Here is an 18,483-nt window from a genome sequence, read left to right as displayed (position 1 = left end):
TTTTTAAATGAGAAGGATGTACTAGAAAAAAAGAACCTCCACGGGGAGGTTCTTTTTATCTCACAGAATATTGGCGTGTAGCGTTATTAATGCCATGCCGCTAAATCATTCCAGTCTGAAACACTACCATAGAACACATTCATATCGAGATACTTATCATAGTTAGGTAGTTGTCCTTTTGAAGTGTATTGATAGAGGGTAGGTTTGCTCCACTCGCGTTGACCATCTTCAGCATCGTTGTAAATGAGAGTGGGGTTATCTACGTGACCTTTTACGCCGTTATCATAATATTTATAGAGGTACTGAGCCATCCAAAGACCATAACCAGCGTCAGCAACGCTCTGCCAGTTATAGCTATTGCCAGTTACACTTTTGCTCATATAAATAAGAGGTTTTACGCCTCCAGTTAAGCGCTTTACTTCATCAAGGAATGCCTTTGCATAATTTGGTCCTTTGTTGATATTGTTTTGATGCGAAATATCGTTGTTTTCCCAATCAAGAAACAGCGCTGCTTTACCGATGTAGTTGGTCTCTCCTGCTTTACCTCTAATAATATTCACAAAATGTCGAGCTTCGTTAATCGCACCTTTTGTTGTGTCTACGAAATGATATAGACCAAGTAGTTTACCTGCAGCAAGTGTTTCTGCTGCATGCTTGCGAAAATAGGGGTTTTTATAGGTGGTACCCTGTGTTGCCTTCACAATGACAAAGTCTGCTGGTATACGTGCTATGTTTATGTCTGCATTCCAGTCTGAAATATCTATACCATGGAGACGCTTTTGTTGAGAGGTATTGGTAAAGAGGAACCCTTGGGCTGGATTATTTGCCGCTAAGGGCGTGAGGGTTAGTTGACCGTTGGCTGCTGTCATTACTTGTAGCTGGCTAGATGACATCAAGACGATGGAGTTGGTATCAAAATCCCAACGAGGTAGCCATATTGTGCTGGAGTTATCTGTAGCTGTCTGCGTGAGTATCCCAGAGGGATTTGCAGTGATGAAAAGCCCAGATTTTATATTTTGCAGGCGATAATTATCCTCACCAACTGGGATAAGCTTAAACCTTTGAGCAGGGGAGTCATTGGCAGCATACATTTGTACACGTGCGCCACTCTTAGTGGAACCGCCTTGAATATCTATGACTTGATTGGGTTTGTCAGAAGGGTTTTCAGCAGCACCATAAATAGTGTAAATTACCTCACTATCAAACAAGTGAGAACTTACAAATAAGAATCTCTGCGCCAAGGAGTTATTGCTGAAATACGTCTGTATTTTTGCTCCAGAAGATTTACTTCCGCCAGAGATATCTATAACTACTCGCGCATCAAGAGCAGATTGCAGCATAATGCCAGAGTCCGTCATAATAGGCAACCAGCGCTGAGCCTTGCTGTTGTTGCTTTGATATTGTTGGATAATAGTACCATTGGTCGTTTTGCCGCCACGAATATCAAGTGCTTTACCAGTGGATATATTAACGATCTTGATAAGATTGCCTTCCCAGTTTAGATACCATTTTTGGTAGGTATTACCAGTCTTTCTGGACTGTGTAGTTATGGCTGACGAATCGTTACGGTCCCCATCTGTCACAGCCAAAACGTTATTGTTGTTATTTGCGGCAACAATCGTATAGGCACCATCGTTGAGCCACTGATTAATATGCTTAAATGTCCAGCGTTGTGCACTCGAGTTATTTGAGGTCCACACTTGTATATTTGCGTCGTTGGTAATTGACCCTCCACGTACATCAAGTGCAAGCCCGCCTATAGAAGAATAGATTCCATACAGGCCAGGGGTATTATTATCTGTTCGAATAGACCAGCGCTGGGCAAACGCATTGCTTACTTCACCTTGCTGGATATTGCCGCCTTTTGCGTTAGATCCGTTTTGGACTTCAAGACGTTTACCGCTTTTAACATTAGTGAAGGTGTAGTATCCGTCCTCATGGTTGTAGTGGGTATAAAAATAGTGAGACGAATCTGGCTGAGCGCTTACCTGTTGAATATTGCTTCCATGTGCAATGCTTCCTGACTTTACTCCAATTGCAAGATGAGAGTTGAGATTGTTGAGCTCATAGACTCCATCAGCAAGGCATTGTTCAATTTTTGAAAGTGAAAAATACTGTGCAAGTGTGTTATTACTTTTATAAAGTTGCAACTTAGTTCCATTTGCGGTTTTTGCACCAGTGACATCAAGAGCCTTGGTGCTATCAAGTATTGATGTCACCGTAAACATGCCACTATCTTCAAGGGGATTGAGTTTCCACATTTGATTATTTGCATAGCTAGCAGCACGCTGTGAAATAACAGAATTCAGTTTCCCTCTGGTGGTGTTTGCAGAAAGATATTTGCCTGTTTTTACATTTTGAATGGTGTAGCAATCTTTCCCGGCAAGTGTGATGCGCCAGCGCTGACTTGCTGAATCGTTGGGCATATAAATTGAAATGGGTGTGTCTTCTTTTTGGTTACCACCAGGTATCTCAATGGGCTTGTGAGAATTGACGTTGTATATCTCATAGATACCATTGCTTATGGCAGCGGTAATCTTCTCAAAGGTAAACGCTTGTGAATCTTTACCTTCTGCAAGCTTAAGTGTGATATTGTTCATTTCTGTATCGAGGGCAAGGCTGTTTTCGAGATGTGTACGCAGGGTAAAGTAGCCTGCTCGTTTTTCATCGGGGACGATTTCCCATTGTTGCGCGCGCGTTGAGTTTCCTGAGTATTGCTGTATTTTTGCGCCCTTTACTGCTTTGGCAGATGGAACATCAAGATATTTGTCTGACCTCAGGTTTTGTAAGGTGTAAATGCCATCACCAAGATGTTTAACACGCCAAATCTGAGCACCAGAGCCATTAGAGCGATATGTTTGTATGGCAGTGCCGTTGTTTCGAGAACCACCAGTTACATCGATAACCTTATGAGAATTACTAAAAGTGGCTATTTCATAAAGTCCATCGGAGAGTATTGCATGAACCTCTCGATTTTGTGGTGCATGTTCTGGCACAGTATTTGTAGAAGTGATTGGTTTTATAGAGGTCGCAGTGGTATTTGGGGAGGTCGAGACGGCAGGCTCTCCATTGGTTGTACCGGCAGCCTCGTCCTGCTTGATCTCGGTTGTCTGAGCTTGTGTAGAGGGAGTTACATCGGCAGCATCGATGTTGTTTATTTCAGAAGTGGGAGCAGCAACCATCAGACTGGGGGTCTGATCGGAGGTGGAGGTCACTGAAGCTTCGGTGATTGCCGTAGGAATAACTTCGCCGCTTGGTGTCTCATCCACAGCAAATGCAATGCCTGGAGTAGCTAACAGGGGAAGTGCGATAGCCATAGCTGCAATGGTATGACGCTTACGGAATAGATAGTTTTTGATATTTGACTTGGAATTATTAACCATGGACTGCATTCCTTTCCCGTAAAGATAGAGAAAAATATTTGCTAGACAAAGCACGTATTAATAACTTGTCAAAACGGGCTCATGTAACTAATACATGAGTTTTGCGGATAAATACAAGCTAGGATATATCATACGGAGTAATCATGATCTAGCAAAACTGGCAGAGGAGAATTGATGTGCACCCATAGTCTACAGATAAAGCAGATTTTGTCGACGCTTGCACTGGGCTCTATGCTTGCTCTCAGTGCGCCAACGCTTGCTTTTGCTGAGGATGCAAGCAATGATGCAGCATCGCCCTCTTTATCACAGGCAGCAATTTCTGCAGGCTTGCAGGGTGACGCAGGCTCTCACGGTACTTCAGATCTGGTCTCACTCCAATCTAATGATGTTACTGAAGTGATTCCACCCAATCAGGAAGTTGCGACTACGGCAAACGAAAATCAGATACAAGAGTCTGTATCTGAGAGATCTGTAGATACTAGGTCGCCTGATGAGATGGCCATACAGGGTCACTCGTTTGTCATTGAATCTGCTGTGCCTGGACGTGGCTCTGTTGATGTAAAGGGTGGCTCCAAGAAAAACGGTGCTAATGTGCAGCTTTATGAAGCAAATGGTACAGGCGCTCAGGAATGGAGTTTTCATACAGACAAAGACGGATATATTATTAAAAATAAGAAGAGTGGTTTGGTGTTAGATGTCGCTGGCGCAAAGACAGCGAACGGTACCAATGTCCAGCAGTATGTACAAAACGGCACTGCAGCACAGCGCTGGTATGTTGACTGGGTGAATAAACAAAAAGGCCAAGCACGTTTACGTTCTGCTTTAGCGGGTAACTTTGTACTTGATGTCAGATGTTCTCATAGTACAAACGGTACTAATCTTCAGATTTATAAATCTAATGGGACAGATGCACAAATTTGGAATTTGATAGATGTTTTTGCAGGTTTTGCTGGTGTGAGTGACCCAACAGAGTCTTTATATCCTGTAGAAAACGCCGACGTACAGCCTGAAGCGGGGTCATATACATTTACTGCTCGCTCAAGTGCTCTTACAGTTGATGTAACTGGCGCGTCTGACAAGGCTGGTGCAAAAGTTCAACTGTATCGCAAGAACAATACGATGGCTCAGGGCTTTTATCTTTCTCGTGAAGGTAAGTACTGGCGTATTCGTAATGATAAATCGGGGCTTTCGCTTAGTACTTCTGCATCAGACATTGTTGCAGGTACTGTGTTAACACAGCAGACAAATCAAAAAAATAATCTTTATCAGCTGTGGGAGTTAGTATCTGATGGTGCTGGTAGCTATTACTTTATTAATGCAAAGACCCGTCACGCTCTTGCAGATATAGATTGTGTACTACAGACCGCAGATGTTGCCGCTAACTCTCCTGCCCAGCTTTGGGATTTATCTAAGTGGAGTCCCAGTATCACCCAAGGTTTTTATCGCGTCAGTAGCGTAAATCATACTTCTCAGGTGCTTGATGTATGCGGTGGGAGCACGAGAGTTGGTGCCAATGTCCAATCTTATTCTTGGAATGGGGGATATGGGCAACGGTGGCAGCTCAAGCAAAGTTCAGCTGGTTGGCTGCTCAGAAATATTGGCTCTGGTTTATATCTTTCACATGAAGGTAACAACGTAATACAGACCACAGCGGATAAAGCAAGCTACTGGTCGATTGCTTTTAGTTTGGGCCATTTGGGCTCGCATGGTGGGTTTCGTCTCCAAAGTTCTTTGGGTACTGTTCTCAATATTGCGGGTGGTGTTGCTAAAAATTCAGCAAATATAGATTTGAAACAGCAGAATGGATCTGATGCACAGCTCTGGACGTTTGAAGACACCCAAGTTTTTGATGGTGAGGGTTGGTACGAAATTCGTACAGCGGGTAATGGTGATTTAGCTTTAGACGTGAGGAGTGGCTCGGGAAATGATGGTGCAAATGTTCAAATATATAAAGCCAATAGTAGTGCAGCACAGACATGGCGTGTTAGCTCTTTAGGTGGCAATCAGTATCGCATCGTATCTGCAAGCTCAAACAAAGCTCTCGGCGTTAAGGACTCATCTCAGTCTAATGGAGCTAACGTTGCTCAATACACAACAAATAATGAGCTGGGACAAAAATGGCAGATTGTTTTTGGTGATGCTGGTTTTACCTTTGTGAATGGTTCGGGTAAGGTGCTGGACATTACAGCGGGCCAGCTGTCATCAGGGACCAATGTCCAACAGTATCAAAATAATGGCACAATAGCCCAAGGCTGGCTTTTACGTAAGTCGAGCGCAAAGGGCATAGGAGCCTCTATTGACAAGTTCTCCCAGCGAATGGTTGCTATTGCCAATAATAATAAACATGGCTATGACCAAGTTTATCGTTGGGGTGAGCGTGGTGATTATGATTGCTCATCTTTGGTGATTGCTAGCTTGAGAGCTGCTGGCTTCAAAACAGGTAGTGCGTCTTGGACAGGAGACATGCGTTCTAATCTAAAGAGTCGCGGCTGGCAAGTACTCTACATTAGTGATGTGCGAAATCTTCAAGTAGGAGATATTCTGCTTTCGGATTTGAATCACACAGCAGGAATTGTTTCGAATACCACCGAAGTTGCTGCTCATCAAAATGAGTGGGGTGGTATTACAGGTGGTAAACCTGGCGATCAGACTGGTTATGAGATTTGTACCCGTCCCTTGGCATATTACCGTTCAATGGGTGGATGGAAAGATCAGTGGTGGGATGTTGTACTTAGGCCGACATCTCAATCAGCACGTGTGTAAATTTATGCTTATGTCTTTGTTTGGAGGATGAGACATGCAACTTAAGCATATAAATCATTTAATTCTTGCGGTCACAGGCACAATTTTAAGTCTTTCGTTGGGTATACTTGCGCCGCAACTGGCGCTTGCGGATGATGCGCTTGTTTCAGAACAGTCAAGCTCACTTGAGCAGTCAGCTGCTGTTAGCTCTCAGTCGCTCGCTGGTAATAATGAAGAAACAGTAACTGAAAAACAGGTTGACACAACTCTTCCCGATGAAAAAGAGACTGCGGTTGTCCCCGTGGAATCTGTTCAGAACATGAATGCGCCTACGACAGATGCGGACGTGGACATTCCTGCTAAGGAAGTTGAAACTAGAGCCGATGAGCCTTCGCGGGGTTTAGCTGACGGTGACTACGTAATTTCTTCTTCGCGTATCCGCGGCGTCTTGGATGTCGAAGGTGGGTCAAAAACGGATAAGGCTAACGTCAGACTTTGGGATTACAATCACACAGCAGCGCAGTCTTGGCGTGTAGCAACGGTAGAACGCGACGGGCAGCAGTGGCGCACGCTGACAAATATTGGTAGCAATAAAGCCTTGACAGTTGATGGTAATAAAGCAGCAAATACAGTAAATATTTATCAGAAGAGTTATGACGGGAGTTTGGCACAGCTGTGGGCAATTATCCAAAATGAAGACAACACCTTTTTACTTCGCTCTGCTTTGGATGCTGACTTTGTTGCAGATTTGAGTGGTGGCAAGACGGCACCAAAAACAAACTTGCAATTGTACGACTCAAATGGAACCTCAGCTCAGCGCTTTAGCTTTACTTGCTTGGCGGGATCTGCGCCTAGTGCAAACGAAAAAATTGATGAAGATTTTTATACTTTAAAGTCGAATAATAAGAATATAGATGTGCCTGGTGCAAGCAAAGACAACGGTAGACAATTGCAGGCGTACCAGAGTAATAACACTGTTGCTCAGGCATTTTATCTGAAGCGCGATGCAAAAACAGGCTACTATCAACTGCTTAATGCTGGCTCGGCCAAAGCAGTGCAGTTAAATCAAGATGATATTTTACCTGGTGGTGCTGTGTGTCAGCAGCAAGCTAGTGGTAATTTTTCTCAGCAGTGGGCTCTGGTGGCTGCTGAGGGAGGATGGAAGTTAGTTTCTGCCATACGTGATGACTTGGCACTCGCCTTCGTGAACGGTAAGCTTGTGAGTCAACGTACGCCGAATGCAAATATCTTTAGCATTGATACATATCATCCAAGGATAGCTGAAGGCTCCTATATTATTTCTACGGCAAAAAATTCTGGCTATGTACTCGACGTGGCAAGCGGTTCTTGGAATATAGGTGCCAATGTTCAGTTGTATCGTTCTAATAAAACAGCAGCTCAAAAGTGGTATATTCGCACGCTTGCTAATGGTAACGTAACTTTGCAGAATGTTAATTCTGGCGAGTATGTTGTGGTGCAACAAAACAATGCCCAGCAGGGTTATCAAACTGGTGCACTACGCGAATGGATTGTTGGTGCAACGCTAGGGTATGGCTTTGAATTCCGCTCTGCTATTGATGATAAGGTACTTGATCTAAGTGGTGGTAAAGTTGCCAATTGTTCGAATATTCAAATATACCGTCGTAATTTAACTGCTGCACAAGGTTGGATGCTTACCAAGACGAGCTTTGCTCCTCATGAGGGTTTTTACGAAATAGCTTCTACGGTCTCTTCGACGCTACGACTTGCGGTAAATGGTGCTTCCAGTGCTAATGCTGCAAATGTTGTTATGGCTGCGGATAACAATCAAGCGTGCCAAATGTGGTGGCTCAAGTCAGTTGGTAATGGTTGGTATAGCCTGGTCAATTGCAATAGTCTCAAAGTGCTCGATATTAAGGGTGGTTCTTCTACTTCTGGTGCAAACGTGCAGCAATATACCAGCAATAACTCTGCTGCTCAGAAGTGGCGTTTTAAAATGGGTGAGTACGGTCTACGGATTGTCTCTGCGCTGGGAACAGTTCTAGATGTGGCTGGTGGAAAAACAGCTAGTGGTACGAATGTTGATGCCTATAATTCAAATGATAGTGCTGCTCAGGGCTGGCGTTTTCAGAAGACTTCGGTACCCAATAAACTTGGCTACCAAAACCCCTCATGGATGGTTCAGCTCAGTCCAAACACCGTGTGGGGTGCTTGGCGTAATAAAAGCTGGCCTTTCAACTATGCAAGCCCCTCAAGAATTTCGCGAACTGCTTCGCGCAATGACTGCATCGAAACCTTTATTAAGCGTGCGAAGGATTATTTAGGAACAACCTATATTTGGAACTATGCTTGCGCACCCGGTGTGGGTGTTGACTGCGCAGGCCTAGTCTTGCAGTGCGCTTATGCATGTGGCATGAACTTTGGTTCGATGAATCCCTATAACCACTATTACAAAGGTCTGAATGGTGGATACCATGCGGCATACGCTAACGCCTTTTGGACGAGGGGAGACCTAAAGCACGTATCGTTGAGTAGTCGCAAGCGTGGCGATCTTATCTCTTGGAAAGGTCATATTGCTATTTACTTGGGTAACGATCGCATGATTGAGGCTGCCCCTGGTGAAGGTGTCATCACTAGCAATATATGGCGTTATAAACATTCTCCTCGTGGCATTATTCGTTTGTTCAACTAGTTGGATAAGGTATTTGAGAAGGAGTCCCGCATGGCAAAGCACGAAGCAAATAACACCAATCAACTCCCACGTATTTCTGCTGATAGCTTGCCCGATCCCGCTCAAGGATCCCTTGAGGGCAATGCCATTGCTGTAGAAGCAACGCCTGATGTACGCAGAGGCGTACATGCTGATATTGCAATGATTCGTACCAATGGTGGGCAATCGATGATTGACTTTGTATTGGTAGATACGCCTCCCGCAGCGGATGGGACTGCTTCTGGGGTGCTGTCCTCTCGTGTATTTATGAGTAATGAGAGTTTAGTGACCCTAAGAGATACGCTCATTGAGTACACGCAAAACTGGCAGTAAACAAAGCGTCAGTACTGTAGGCTTGCATTCTTGTGAAAGGACTGTGGATATCCACAGTCCTTTCTTTATGTGGGCCATCAACCCGGTCTCGCGCGGTTTATGCGCGAGACAAGAAATCCACCCGCTATGCGGGTGGATTTGATTTGCTGACAGAGACTCTATTTATCAAGAAAAGCTTAAGTCTGTTATGGGGTCGGCTAGAAAAGCTAACTCGTAGTATCAAAGTTCAGCGTCTGTATCTCTTATGTTCTAGCTGTCCCTCAAAAAGAATGCTTAAAAATACACTTTTTAATCTTGCCTACCTATATTATTTAGATTGAAGTATCGTTATGCCTACTGTATTACACCGAGGCTTAAGATTGACATTTTTCTCAGCGCTTACTACATGTTAGTCTATATACGAATAAAGAAGGATAATAAATTGAACCATCAGACTGGAGCTATAACAAAAGCTTTAAAGGTAGCAAAGAAAAAAGTGAAAACTTTAATTGTCTACCAGTCTGTCCTTATGGCAGTTGGCTTTTCGCAACTTCTGCAGGCTGATAGTTATTACGTTCCATATCTTGTGACAGTTATTATGGGATTTCTAAGCTTGGGATGGAATGCCAAAGAATTATTACTACAGGAAGATTTTTGCTGCTCTCCACGATTTGATAGACGCTTAACAGGGGTGCTCTCGTTCCTTTTTGCAAGTATGATCACATTGGCCAACTACGAACTTTGGCTATTTAGGAGTTATGCAAGCCCTCTTGTTTTCGCTGTTGTTTTCTTGGGGTCATTTTTTGCTTTTAAAAATATTCTTTTTTGGTTAACGAATAATATACAACGAATTACCTGGAAAGCAGTAGAAACTGTAAATCCACTAAGGACTTTCTTCATTACTTTTTTATTTATTTCCTGCTTAAATCTTTCGATTCTTTTTTTATGCAAATATCCTGGCAATCTCAGCGTGGACAGCATAGACCAGATGAATCAGCTTATTACAGGTGTTTATACTAATCACCATCCTTTTTACCATACCCTAATCATAAAGATACTTATCTCTATCGGATTTCAGCTTTTTCACGAGATAAATGCAGCAGTGGCATTTTATTCTGCATTTTCGATTCTTTTCATAGCCGCCTCATTTTCTTTTGCAATCTATACAGTTGCTGAACTTCGTATCCCGAAACGGATAATAATTCTCTTACAGTTATTCTTTGCGTTGATGCCATATCACATTATGTACAGCATGACGATGTGGAAAGATATTTTTTTTGGTGCATCGGCGCTTTTGTATATAGTTTTTTTCTATCGTTGTATAACGCAGATGAAGCTACGAACTTTTAATTACTGCGGTCTAATAGTATCGGCTTTTGGCATCTGTCTTCTTAGAAGTAACGGTTACGTTGTGTTTATTCTTACTACGTTATGCTTTCTATCTCTGTGGAGGTTTCAAAAGAAAAGAATTATTTTTATTATGGCAGCTGTGCTTGTTTGTAGCTTTATCCTCAAGCATCCAGTTTTGAAGATAATCGGTGTCACGCAACCAGACTTATTAGAATCTCTTTCTATTCCAACACAGCAAATTGCTAGAGACATAGTTGATCATAACGATCTTACAAATAAACAAAAAACACTTCTATCACAGGTTGTCGATATTAATCAAATCCCAAAAAGATATAGTCCTATCCTTTCAGACCCCATAAAGCAGCTTATAAGAGATAAGGGAAACCAGAGTTATATCCAGTCAAATGCTACAGATTATATCCAATTATATTTTTCTCTTGGTATAAAACACCCACTAACGTATTTGCGCGGATGGATTGATCAAACAAGAGGATATTGGAATGCAGGGTACTCTTACTGGCGATGGTTTGACAAGGTTGAGAACAATGATCTTGGAATAGAGCGTACGGTTTATTCTAAAAATACCTGTGCTGCTCTCGATTGGTATCTTACTCAGTTTTCAGAGCAACCCACGCTACAGATATTCTTATGTATAGGTTTTTTCAATTGGCTGCTCTTTGTTGGTTTGTATATTGCAATTATTCGCAGGGATAAAGTTGGCGTTATGCTGACAATTCCAAATGTAATGATACTACTTTCGCTGCTGGTTGCTACACCTGTTTATGCGGAGTTCCGCTATAGTTATGCTGCATTTTGCACTCTTCCCATAAGTTTTGTTCTTATTCTGAGGCCAGAGTTTTTAATTCATGAGAAGAAAAGCGTTTGATGAATAAAGCTGCTGTTTCAATGTTTTGCTTCAAGATGAAAAGCAAGTAGGGTTAGCAGTAAGACGTGGGGAAAGACGATTACTGCTTCCCACGGAAAACTTGGCTATCAAAACCCCTCATGGATGGTTCAGCTCAGTCCAAACACCGTGTGGGGTGCTTGGCGTAATAAAAGCTGGCCTTTCAACTATGCAAGCCCCTCAAGAATTTCGCGAACCGCTTCACGCAGTGATTGCATCGAAACCTTTATTAAGCGTGCGAAGGATTATTTAGGAACAACCTATATTTGGGATTATGCCTGCGCGCCTGGTGTGGGTGTTGACTGCGCAGGCCTAGTCTTGCAGTGCGCTTATGCATGTGGCATGAACTTTGGTTCGATGAATCCCTATAACCACTATTACAAAGGTCTGAATGGTGGATACCATGCGGCATACGCTAACGCCTTTTGGACGAGGGGAGACCTAAAGCACGTATCGTTGAGTAGTCGCAAGCGTGGCGATCTTATCTCTTGGAAAGGTCATATTGCTATTTACTTGGGTAACGATCGCATGATTGAGGCTGCCCCTGGTGAAGGTGTCATCACTAGCAATATATGGCGTTATAAACATTCTCCTCGTGGCATTATTCGTTTGTTCAACTAGTTGGATAAGGTATTTGAGAAGGAGTCCCGCATGGCAAAGCACGAAGCAAATAACACCAATCAACTCCCACGTATTTCTGCTGATAGCTTGCCCGATCCCGCTCAAGGATCCCTTGAGGGCAATGCCATTGCTGTAGAAGCAACGCCTGATGTACGCAGAGGCGTACATGCTGATATTGCAATGATTCGTACCAATGGTGGGCAATCGATGATTGACTTTGTATTGGTAGATACGCCTCCCGCAGCGGATGGGACTGCTTCTGGGGTGCTGTCCTCTCGTGTATTTATGAGTAATGAGAGTTTAGTGACCCTAAGAGATACGCTCATTGAGTACACGCAAAACTGGCAGTAAACAAAGCGTCAGTACTATAGGGTTGCATTCTTGTGAAAGGACTGTGGATATCCACAACCCTTTCTTTATGACTTTTTCACTTTTGCTTTTTTAAAGCGTTGTTGCGACTTTTACTTTACCAGCTCATCCAAGCTGCCGTTGCGAGACTGCCTGCGGCTGTCGGTCAGTAAACCAACAAGTTAAATCCAAGCTGTCCCCTCTACAGTGCCTTTTATCAGAGCTGATGGGGGTGATTATGTTGCGGCGCTCTACAAGACGACTGTGGTATAAGACTGTTTTGCTTTCGACAGGAATCTGCTCTCTGGGGCTTTCTGTAGGCATAGTTGTCTCTTTTGTACTTATGCGTTTTGCAGCAAATGATGCTCAGCGCTATCTCGTAGCGGGGTCGCAAATAAGTGCAGAGCAGTCGGTCAATGTGCCCGATGAGCCAATATTTCCTGTAGTGGACTGGGAGAGTCTGCACCGCGAGCATCCAGAGGTTATTGCCTGGCTCAGCGTGCCTGATACACCAGTCTCATTACCTATTGTTGCCGCTGATGTGGATAAACCACTTTTTTATCTTACGCATGATTTAGAAGGTAGAAAAAATATTTATGGATGTGCCTATCTTGATGCAGCTTGCAAGGGCAATGTATTAGCGCCGAATGCAGTGATATATGGACATCATTCACCAGACGGTGCAATGTTTGCTCCCTTGAGTAAGTATCTTGATGCCTCATGGGCAAAAGTACATAGCCAGATTTTGCTACAGACCCCTACAAGAAAACTGTGTTTACGACCAGCTTTTCTGAGGGTAGTTAACGCTGCCGCAGAGGGCCCCAAGCTTAAATTTTCAGATGAGCAAGATTTTGTTGCGTGGTATCAAAAAGAGCTTTTAAAAGCTGACATCACGCTTGATAATGCGTCCTCTCCAAATCATGTAGTACGCCTTGTTACCTGCAGTTATACAAGCTGGTCAAACGAAAGAGCAGTCATTTATTGCATCGAAGGAGACGCTAGGTGAAACATATCAAAAAGAGAGTATCTCTCTGGCAGCTTGCGCTTGGAGTATGCGGTATTGGTCTTGTAGCAGTAGGAGTTGCCTTTGTCCTTACAGGGCAAAACTACCTTGTTAATGCAGTGGATTATGTGGGTGATAGGACGGGCCTGCGCAAGTCAAATGTGGACGCGCATGCTGTGATTGAGGAATACACCAGCTTTCAGAGTGTGCCCGATGTGTTTTGGGAATCTGGTGCAAGTCGAGTGGGGTTGTTGCTTGCAAATCCCCAGGGTAATCCTGTTGATATGGTTCCTATGGTCTACGTGGATTGCGATGATGATGGCAAATTCTCTGACAATGAAATTGTATGGAATGCCAAGCATATAGATAAAAACCCTCAGAGCCTAGCTCCAGGAACTCATCTTGATGAGATAGATCTTGAACGTGAAGTTCCTACAGGGGAACACCGTGGCCAGGTGGTTTTTTCGGCATTTCATATCAAGACACAACAACAGGCAAATGGCATGACCATGGACTTTCGTGTGAAGGTGGGCTAGTTATGCCAAAAAGTTGTCGATATTGTTCGCGAGCTCGCTCACCGTAGCCTGTTGCGCTGTTCCCAAAGACATAAATGTTGAGAAAGGATATCCCACATGCAAATAAATATTGCTCATTTGCTTCACTCTGCTCGCGTAACTGCCGTCATAAGTGCAGGTATTGCTTGTGCTTTATCTTCGACACCAGCTGTGGCAATGGCTGAGCAAGCAAATGCTGAGTCGCCCGTGCATAAAGCTGCGACTGCTCCGGTGACTTATGGCTGTGACTTTACAGATAACATTCAGATGAATGGTCATATCTATGTAGCAGGTGACTGGACTGCAACGGTGCGGTATCGCTCTGCTCTGGTAGATGACGCAACTAAAGCGCCTCATGAGGGCGGACAGACTCCAGGTACGAGTGGACCAGGGAGTGAGATAAGACCCGATTCAGACTTTGCCCTTGAAGGGTATCAGGTTTATGACTCTCAGACCAAAACCTGGAGTGCTGCTAAGGACAAAGGTCGTGCTAATGACGGCAAAGTTGATTTGCTGTATTCCACCAAAGATGCTGCTTGGGTAGACGGTGCCAGTGTAGATGGCGATGATAAGCCTGACGGTGGAGGCGTTGAACATGCGAACGGTACATATCTCTTAACGATACCTACTGCCATCAAGTACAGCGGTATGCGTGTTGGTACAGTTGATACCTCTGATGACTACATCATTAATGTTCAGGGTGCTTTACCTGCGGGTAAGGCAGTAAAAGTCTGGGCAGAGACAGGCAAAATTTTGCAGGGTCCTCGCGATGGTGGTTCTGAAATCAAAGAGACCACTTCGATGAAGTCTCCCAATGGGGTAGGTGAGCAAACTCTGGCAGCAGGTGAGTATGCTGCGATTCTGAAAGGTGATGAGGCTCCCGAGAGCAGCTACCGTATCGTCTCTGCGCGTGAGGCTTGGAACGAAAACAAGGATGCTGAAGCTGGCCAGTCTGCAAAGGTCGCCAGTGAATTCAAGGATATTGTGACGCAGTAGGTAGGGGCTGATACGCATGATTGCAAGAAGAAAAGCAGGGAGTGTGCCAAGCCCTCCTGCGATAAGCCTGTTTACTGCTGTGGTTTTGACCCTTGCTTTGATGTTTTCTATAAGTCCTGAGATATGTTTTGCCCAAGGTGCTGGGGTTCTATCTGCAGAAAGCGGACAGCTGATAGGTGACCAGATATACGACTCGCAAAGCGACCAATGGAGTGGTTCTAAAGAATCGGGTAGCGCTAACAAGGGAGCAATTGATCTATCACTTTCGGTAGAGGATGACCCGCCCTCTCAGCCTGCAGAAGAAACGACGAGCTATGGCAAAACAGGCATTGATCTTATGGGATATGTCCTTGCGGCTGCGGGCTTTGCCCTTGCTGGTGGGGCTGCTTTACTTGCAGGCAAAACTACAACACAGAGGAATCGAGAGAGGTGAGTAAAATGACCTGTGAATCAGGTACTTCCGTACGTGTATATGTACAAGATTTCTATAGGCACGAACGAGCTTTTGCGTACAGACTTGGTCGCGCTTTGCTAGTGCTTATGCTCACCTTTGTGTTGCTTGCGGGTTTTGCTGCTTGGGCTCCCGAGCTTAAAGCTGCTCAGCGCATCCAAGATGGCGTGTATGTCATTGCGAGTGCCGCTGATGATGCTTTTGTTCTGGATGCTGCTGGAGGACACACGACGGTGGGTACTAATGTACAGCTTTACCATCGCACCGACCGCAAGTGGCCCCTATCCAGTGAAAATCAATGCTGGAAGATTAACTATGATGCAAAGACTAAAAGTTACAAAATTGTTGGTTTGCTGAGTGGAAAGGCTTTGGGTACTGCAAAGGTAAAGGATTCAAATGTTCAGCTAGCCTCCACACCTATTCAGTGGGCTATCACTACCGATGCAAAGAACTTGAGCACGCTGACTTCCGATGATGGAGAAAAAGTGCTTGACCTCAAGGGTGGTAAAGCCGCAAATGGTTCGAACATCCAGCTTTATAAGCCAAATAGCTCTGTGGCTCAGAAATGGCATCTTTATCGCGTGCCTTCTCAGCTTCCAAGCAATCAAGTCAAGACAGATATTACAACTGAGGGAATCGCAACTCTTAGTTGGGACACGGTGCCTTATGCCAAGGAATATCAGGTATGGGCGCAAAGCTCTGGGGAAGATACTTTTGCTGATAATTCGAATTGGTTTGCACTGACTACGGTTCGTGATACGCATTGTAAAGTTTCGGGTCTTGGCTCTGGTTTTACGTATCGACTACGTGTATTTGCGCTTGGTGAAGGACGCGTTGGTGCAACAGGTGCTGCTCCAAAAGAGTTTATGCTTGCACCCAAACGCTCCGACAAAGTTATCTCAAAAGACTCAAAACTGCAGATAGATGGTAATAGCTTTGAACTGAGAACCGTTGACCTTGACTCGGGAGAGGTACATAGGGCGCATCTTTATGCCGATGGATCTTTGGGAGCGGCAGATAGTACTGCTTTAGAGCTAACACATAGTTTTGAACTTGCCGATGCTTTGGCAAATGATGGACTCGTAGGCCCTGGTGCTTTGCGTCCACAGCTGCTGTCGGTAACAGGCGCTCCTCACTATACAAGCTATCGTCAAGACAAACATTCTCGTACTGAAGAAGTGATGGTCAATGCCTTAAATGACACCATCCACAATTATGTTCCTCATCACATGGCAAATCAGTATGTTTGCCAGTCAGGTCTGCTGCTGGAGGCTGCGGATATGCGTGAGGGCCAGCGCATGACTGCGGCTTTTGATTTTCCCATTGTGGGTACTTACACGCGTAAAGATGGCAAACTTATTCCCGTAGGGGCAACCCTGACAATTTCAGGCGCAGCTCGTCTCGATGAATATGCATCCCGCGGTAAGGCTGGAAACTTTAACAATGGTCAACCCTTAATTGATGTGGCCGACTTGTTGCGTGGTGGTTTTTTAGCGATAAATCTCGGCGATATAGATGTGTCAATTGTGATTCACGAAGTGACGGACGAGCAGATACGTGCTACTTGTGATGCGTATTTCCAAAAAAAGCAGCTGCAGAACTACTTGCCTACAGCAGATTGGAATGATAACGGAGTGCTCGGAGAAACAATCCCTATTACCAACTCGTACCTTACCTTAGAGTCTCTCAACTACCCAAGACTTGCGGTAGGTGATACCAATGCAGGGGAGTTTTCAGAGTCTAAATGGGTCTTCAGCACTCGTGTACTTGCTGAGGGGATTACAAGCAAACTCAAAGCGATTGAACTGGTAGATCGCGACTGGTCAAGAGCTGTAGGGCAAGCGGTTTCGCATGGCAATGCGATGAATATTCAGGTTTTAGATAATGGCACCATCCACTGCTATCCCACCCAAGGATTTCCCGATAAAGCAAAGGTAGGAGCTGATACGGATACGATTAATCCTGAAGGTGCCAATCCTTTCTTTGCCAATCGTGCGGTGAGTATTTGGCAGGATGGAGCCTTTGCGTTTAGTGAGTCATATTTAGGTGCGCAGACGGGCTGGACGTCGTTTTCTACTAATAGTCTCTATGAGTCTAGTCGTACGCCTGGTGTGCATAAGCTGACTTATCTGCCACATCAAGGGGTGATTGAAAATTTTGGCGATCCTAATGAAGCAGGAAATTTTGAGCGAGCTGATCTCCATAAAGATGATGTGGTAGTGCTTCCTATGGCGCAGAGAAGAGGTTATAGCTTCAGGGGTTGGTATCGCATGGAAAGTTCTGCCAGTCCTTTTGCACAGCTTTGGGAAGAATCGAAAACCAAAGATGAAGCCTTCTCTGAAGCGGAATTTGAACAGGCTTTTGGAAAGAATGGCAGTCTGAATAAAACCGCTCTGCTCAAGGCAGGTAGCGATGTGTACATGCCAGACAGCGATTTGTACCTACATGCAGTTTGGGTGCGCAAGACAGCGCAGTTGAATTTTGATATGAATGGGCATGGCAAGCAGGTTGGGGTCCAGACGCTGGGATTTGAGGATAAAACTCAAGAGCCTCCTGCTCCTCAAGCAAGTGGTTGGCAATTTGGCGGCTGGTATCGTTCGGATAGTTTTGATGAGGTATTTGAATTTGGGCAGACCCTTGGGCATGATCAAACGGTACATGCTAAATGGGTTCCTGCAGTATGGAAGGTCTCTATTCCCACAGCTTTAAGCTATACCAATCAGCGTTTGGGTAAAGTGATGACATATAACGAGCTGCCCATCAAAGTGGCTGGCTGGCTGGGTAGTGCTCACAATGTTTTGCTGAGTGCCGATACGCCAAAAGATATGCTTTCTGTGGGAGGAGCAAAAGAGCATATTGCAGTAAAAAGTGATATCGCTACAGGTAAAGGCCTTAGTTTTGAAGCTCAAGCTGATGGGGCAGTACATGGTTCTGCACAAGACACGCTACGTCTTATGGGGGAAGTTTATACGGTTGATAGTTGGAAGGGTTTTGTGCAATATCACGCTACAGCAGCAGGAAAGCGACCTCTGACAGAACTTGAGGTTGTAGATGCAGACGGCGATGGTATAAGCGATATATGTCCTGCTGGAGAAACTCCTCACGTGGTGTTACCTTAGCGCTGTTTTTC

At 44.6% G+C, this 18,483-nt stretch carries 12 protein-coding genes; 11 read left to right on the top strand and 1 reads right to left on the bottom strand.

What is annotated here, in order from left to right; translation table 11 throughout:
- Positions 1–86 precede the first annotated feature (86 nt).
- On the bottom strand, positions 87–3,383 hold the full coding sequence (locus tag BN4314_RS01965) for an RICIN domain-containing protein (RefSeq protein WP_068539545.1): 3,297 nt from the start codon (positions 3,381–3,383) through the stop codon (positions 87–89).
- Positions 3,384–3,557: 174 nt separating this feature from the next.
- Between BN4314_RS01965 and BN4314_RS01960 the strand changes: the two genes are divergently transcribed.
- From BN4314_RS01960 to BN4314_RS01910, 11 genes are all read left to right on the top strand, one after another.
- Positions 3,558–6,146: an RICIN domain-containing protein gene (locus BN4314_RS01960; RefSeq protein ID WP_068539544.1), complete on the top strand. Its 2,589-nt coding sequence runs from the start codon at positions 3,558–3,560 to the stop codon at positions 6,144–6,146.
- 34 nt (positions 6,147–6,180) lie between these two features.
- Positions 6,181–8,796, top strand: coding sequence for an RICIN domain-containing protein (locus tag BN4314_RS01955; protein WP_068539543.1), 2,616 nt, complete (start codon positions 6,181–6,183; stop codon positions 8,794–8,796).
- Between the two features lie 30 nt (positions 8,797–8,826).
- Positions 8,827–9,147 carry a VOC family protein gene (locus BN4314_RS01950; RefSeq protein WP_068539540.1) on the top strand — a complete coding sequence of 107 codons (321 nt, stop codon included), beginning with the start codon at positions 8,827–8,829 and terminating at the stop codon, positions 9,145–9,147.
- Between the two features lie 421 nt (positions 9,148–9,568).
- Positions 9,569–11,362 carry a DUF6020 family protein gene (locus BN4314_RS01945; protein ID WP_068539542.1) on the top strand — a complete coding sequence of 598 codons (1,794 nt, stop codon included), beginning with the start codon at positions 9,569–9,571 and terminating at the stop codon, positions 11,360–11,362.
- Between the two features lie 123 nt (positions 11,363–11,485).
- On the top strand, positions 11,486–12,001 hold the full coding sequence (locus BN4314_RS01940) for a C40 family peptidase (RefSeq protein WP_068539541.1): 516 nt from the start codon (positions 11,486–11,488) through the stop codon (positions 11,999–12,001).
- Positions 12,002–12,031: 30 nt separating this feature from the next.
- The gene (locus BN4314_RS01935) at positions 12,032–12,352 is read left to right on the top strand and encodes a VOC family protein (protein ID WP_068539540.1); all 321 of its coding nucleotides are present in this window, start codon (positions 12,032–12,034) and stop codon (positions 12,350–12,352) included.
- A 238-nt stretch (positions 12,353–12,590) separates the two neighbouring features.
- Positions 12,591–13,355 carry a class B sortase gene (locus BN4314_RS01930; RefSeq protein WP_187369524.1) on the top strand — a complete coding sequence of 255 codons (765 nt, stop codon included), beginning with the start codon at positions 12,591–12,593 and terminating at the stop codon, positions 13,353–13,355.
- A complete protein-coding gene (locus BN4314_RS01925; protein ID WP_068539538.1) occupies positions 13,352–13,888 on the top strand; it encodes a hypothetical protein in 537 nt (178 codons plus the stop codon). The genes BN4314_RS01930 and BN4314_RS01925 overlap by 4 nt, the downstream gene beginning before the upstream one ends.
- A gap of 96 nt (positions 13,889–13,984) precedes the next feature.
- Complete coding sequence (locus BN4314_RS01920) at positions 13,985–14,902, top strand: hypothetical protein (RefSeq protein WP_068539537.1); 918 nt, start codon at positions 13,985–13,987, stop codon at positions 14,900–14,902.
- A gap of 43 nt (positions 14,903–14,945) precedes the next feature.
- Positions 14,946–15,335 carry a hypothetical protein gene (locus BN4314_RS01915; RefSeq protein ID WP_148424838.1) on the top strand — a complete coding sequence of 130 codons (390 nt, stop codon included), beginning with the start codon at positions 14,946–14,948 and terminating at the stop codon, positions 15,333–15,335.
- A gap of 5 nt (positions 15,336–15,340) precedes the next feature.
- Entirely contained in the window at positions 15,341–18,472 is a 3,132-nt protein-coding gene (locus tag BN4314_RS01910; protein ID WP_068539535.1) for an RICIN domain-containing protein, read from the top strand.
- Positions 18,473–18,483 lie beyond the last annotated feature (11 nt).

It is taken from the genome of Olegusella massiliensis (assembly GCF_900078545.1).
In the GTDB taxonomy this organism is placed as follows: domain Bacteria; phylum Actinomycetota; class Coriobacteriia; order Coriobacteriales; family Atopobiaceae; genus Olegusella; species Olegusella massiliensis.
This window is presented reverse-complemented; position numbering and strand designations above follow the sequence as displayed.

What these genes read in the sequence shown, in the direction of transcription:
- BN4314_RS01965 (WP_068539545.1), bottom strand. Translation starts at nt 3,383, where the DNA reads ATGGTTAATAATTCCAAGTCAAATATCAAAAACTATCTATTCCGTAAG.
- BN4314_RS01960 (WP_068539544.1), top strand. Translation starts at nt 3,558, where the DNA reads ATGTGCACCCATAGTCTACAGATAAAGCAGATTTTGTCGACGCTTGCA.
- BN4314_RS01955 (WP_068539543.1), top strand. Translation starts at nt 6,181, where the DNA reads ATGCAACTTAAGCATATAAATCATTTAATTCTTGCGGTCACAGGCACA.
- BN4314_RS01950 (WP_068539540.1), top strand. Translation starts at nt 8,827, where the DNA reads ATGGCAAAGCACGAAGCAAATAACACCAATCAACTCCCACGTATTTCT.
- BN4314_RS01940 (WP_068539541.1), top strand. Translation starts at nt 11,486, where the DNA reads ATGGTTCAGCTCAGTCCAAACACCGTGTGGGGTGCTTGGCGTAATAAA.
- BN4314_RS01935 (WP_068539540.1), top strand. Translation starts at nt 12,032, where the DNA reads ATGGCAAAGCACGAAGCAAATAACACCAATCAACTCCCACGTATTTCT.
- BN4314_RS01920 (WP_068539537.1), top strand. Translation starts at nt 13,985, where the DNA reads ATGCAAATAAATATTGCTCATTTGCTTCACTCTGCTCGCGTAACTGCC.
- BN4314_RS01910 (WP_068539535.1), top strand. Translation starts at nt 15,341, where the DNA reads ATGACCTGTGAATCAGGTACTTCCGTACGTGTATATGTACAAGATTTC.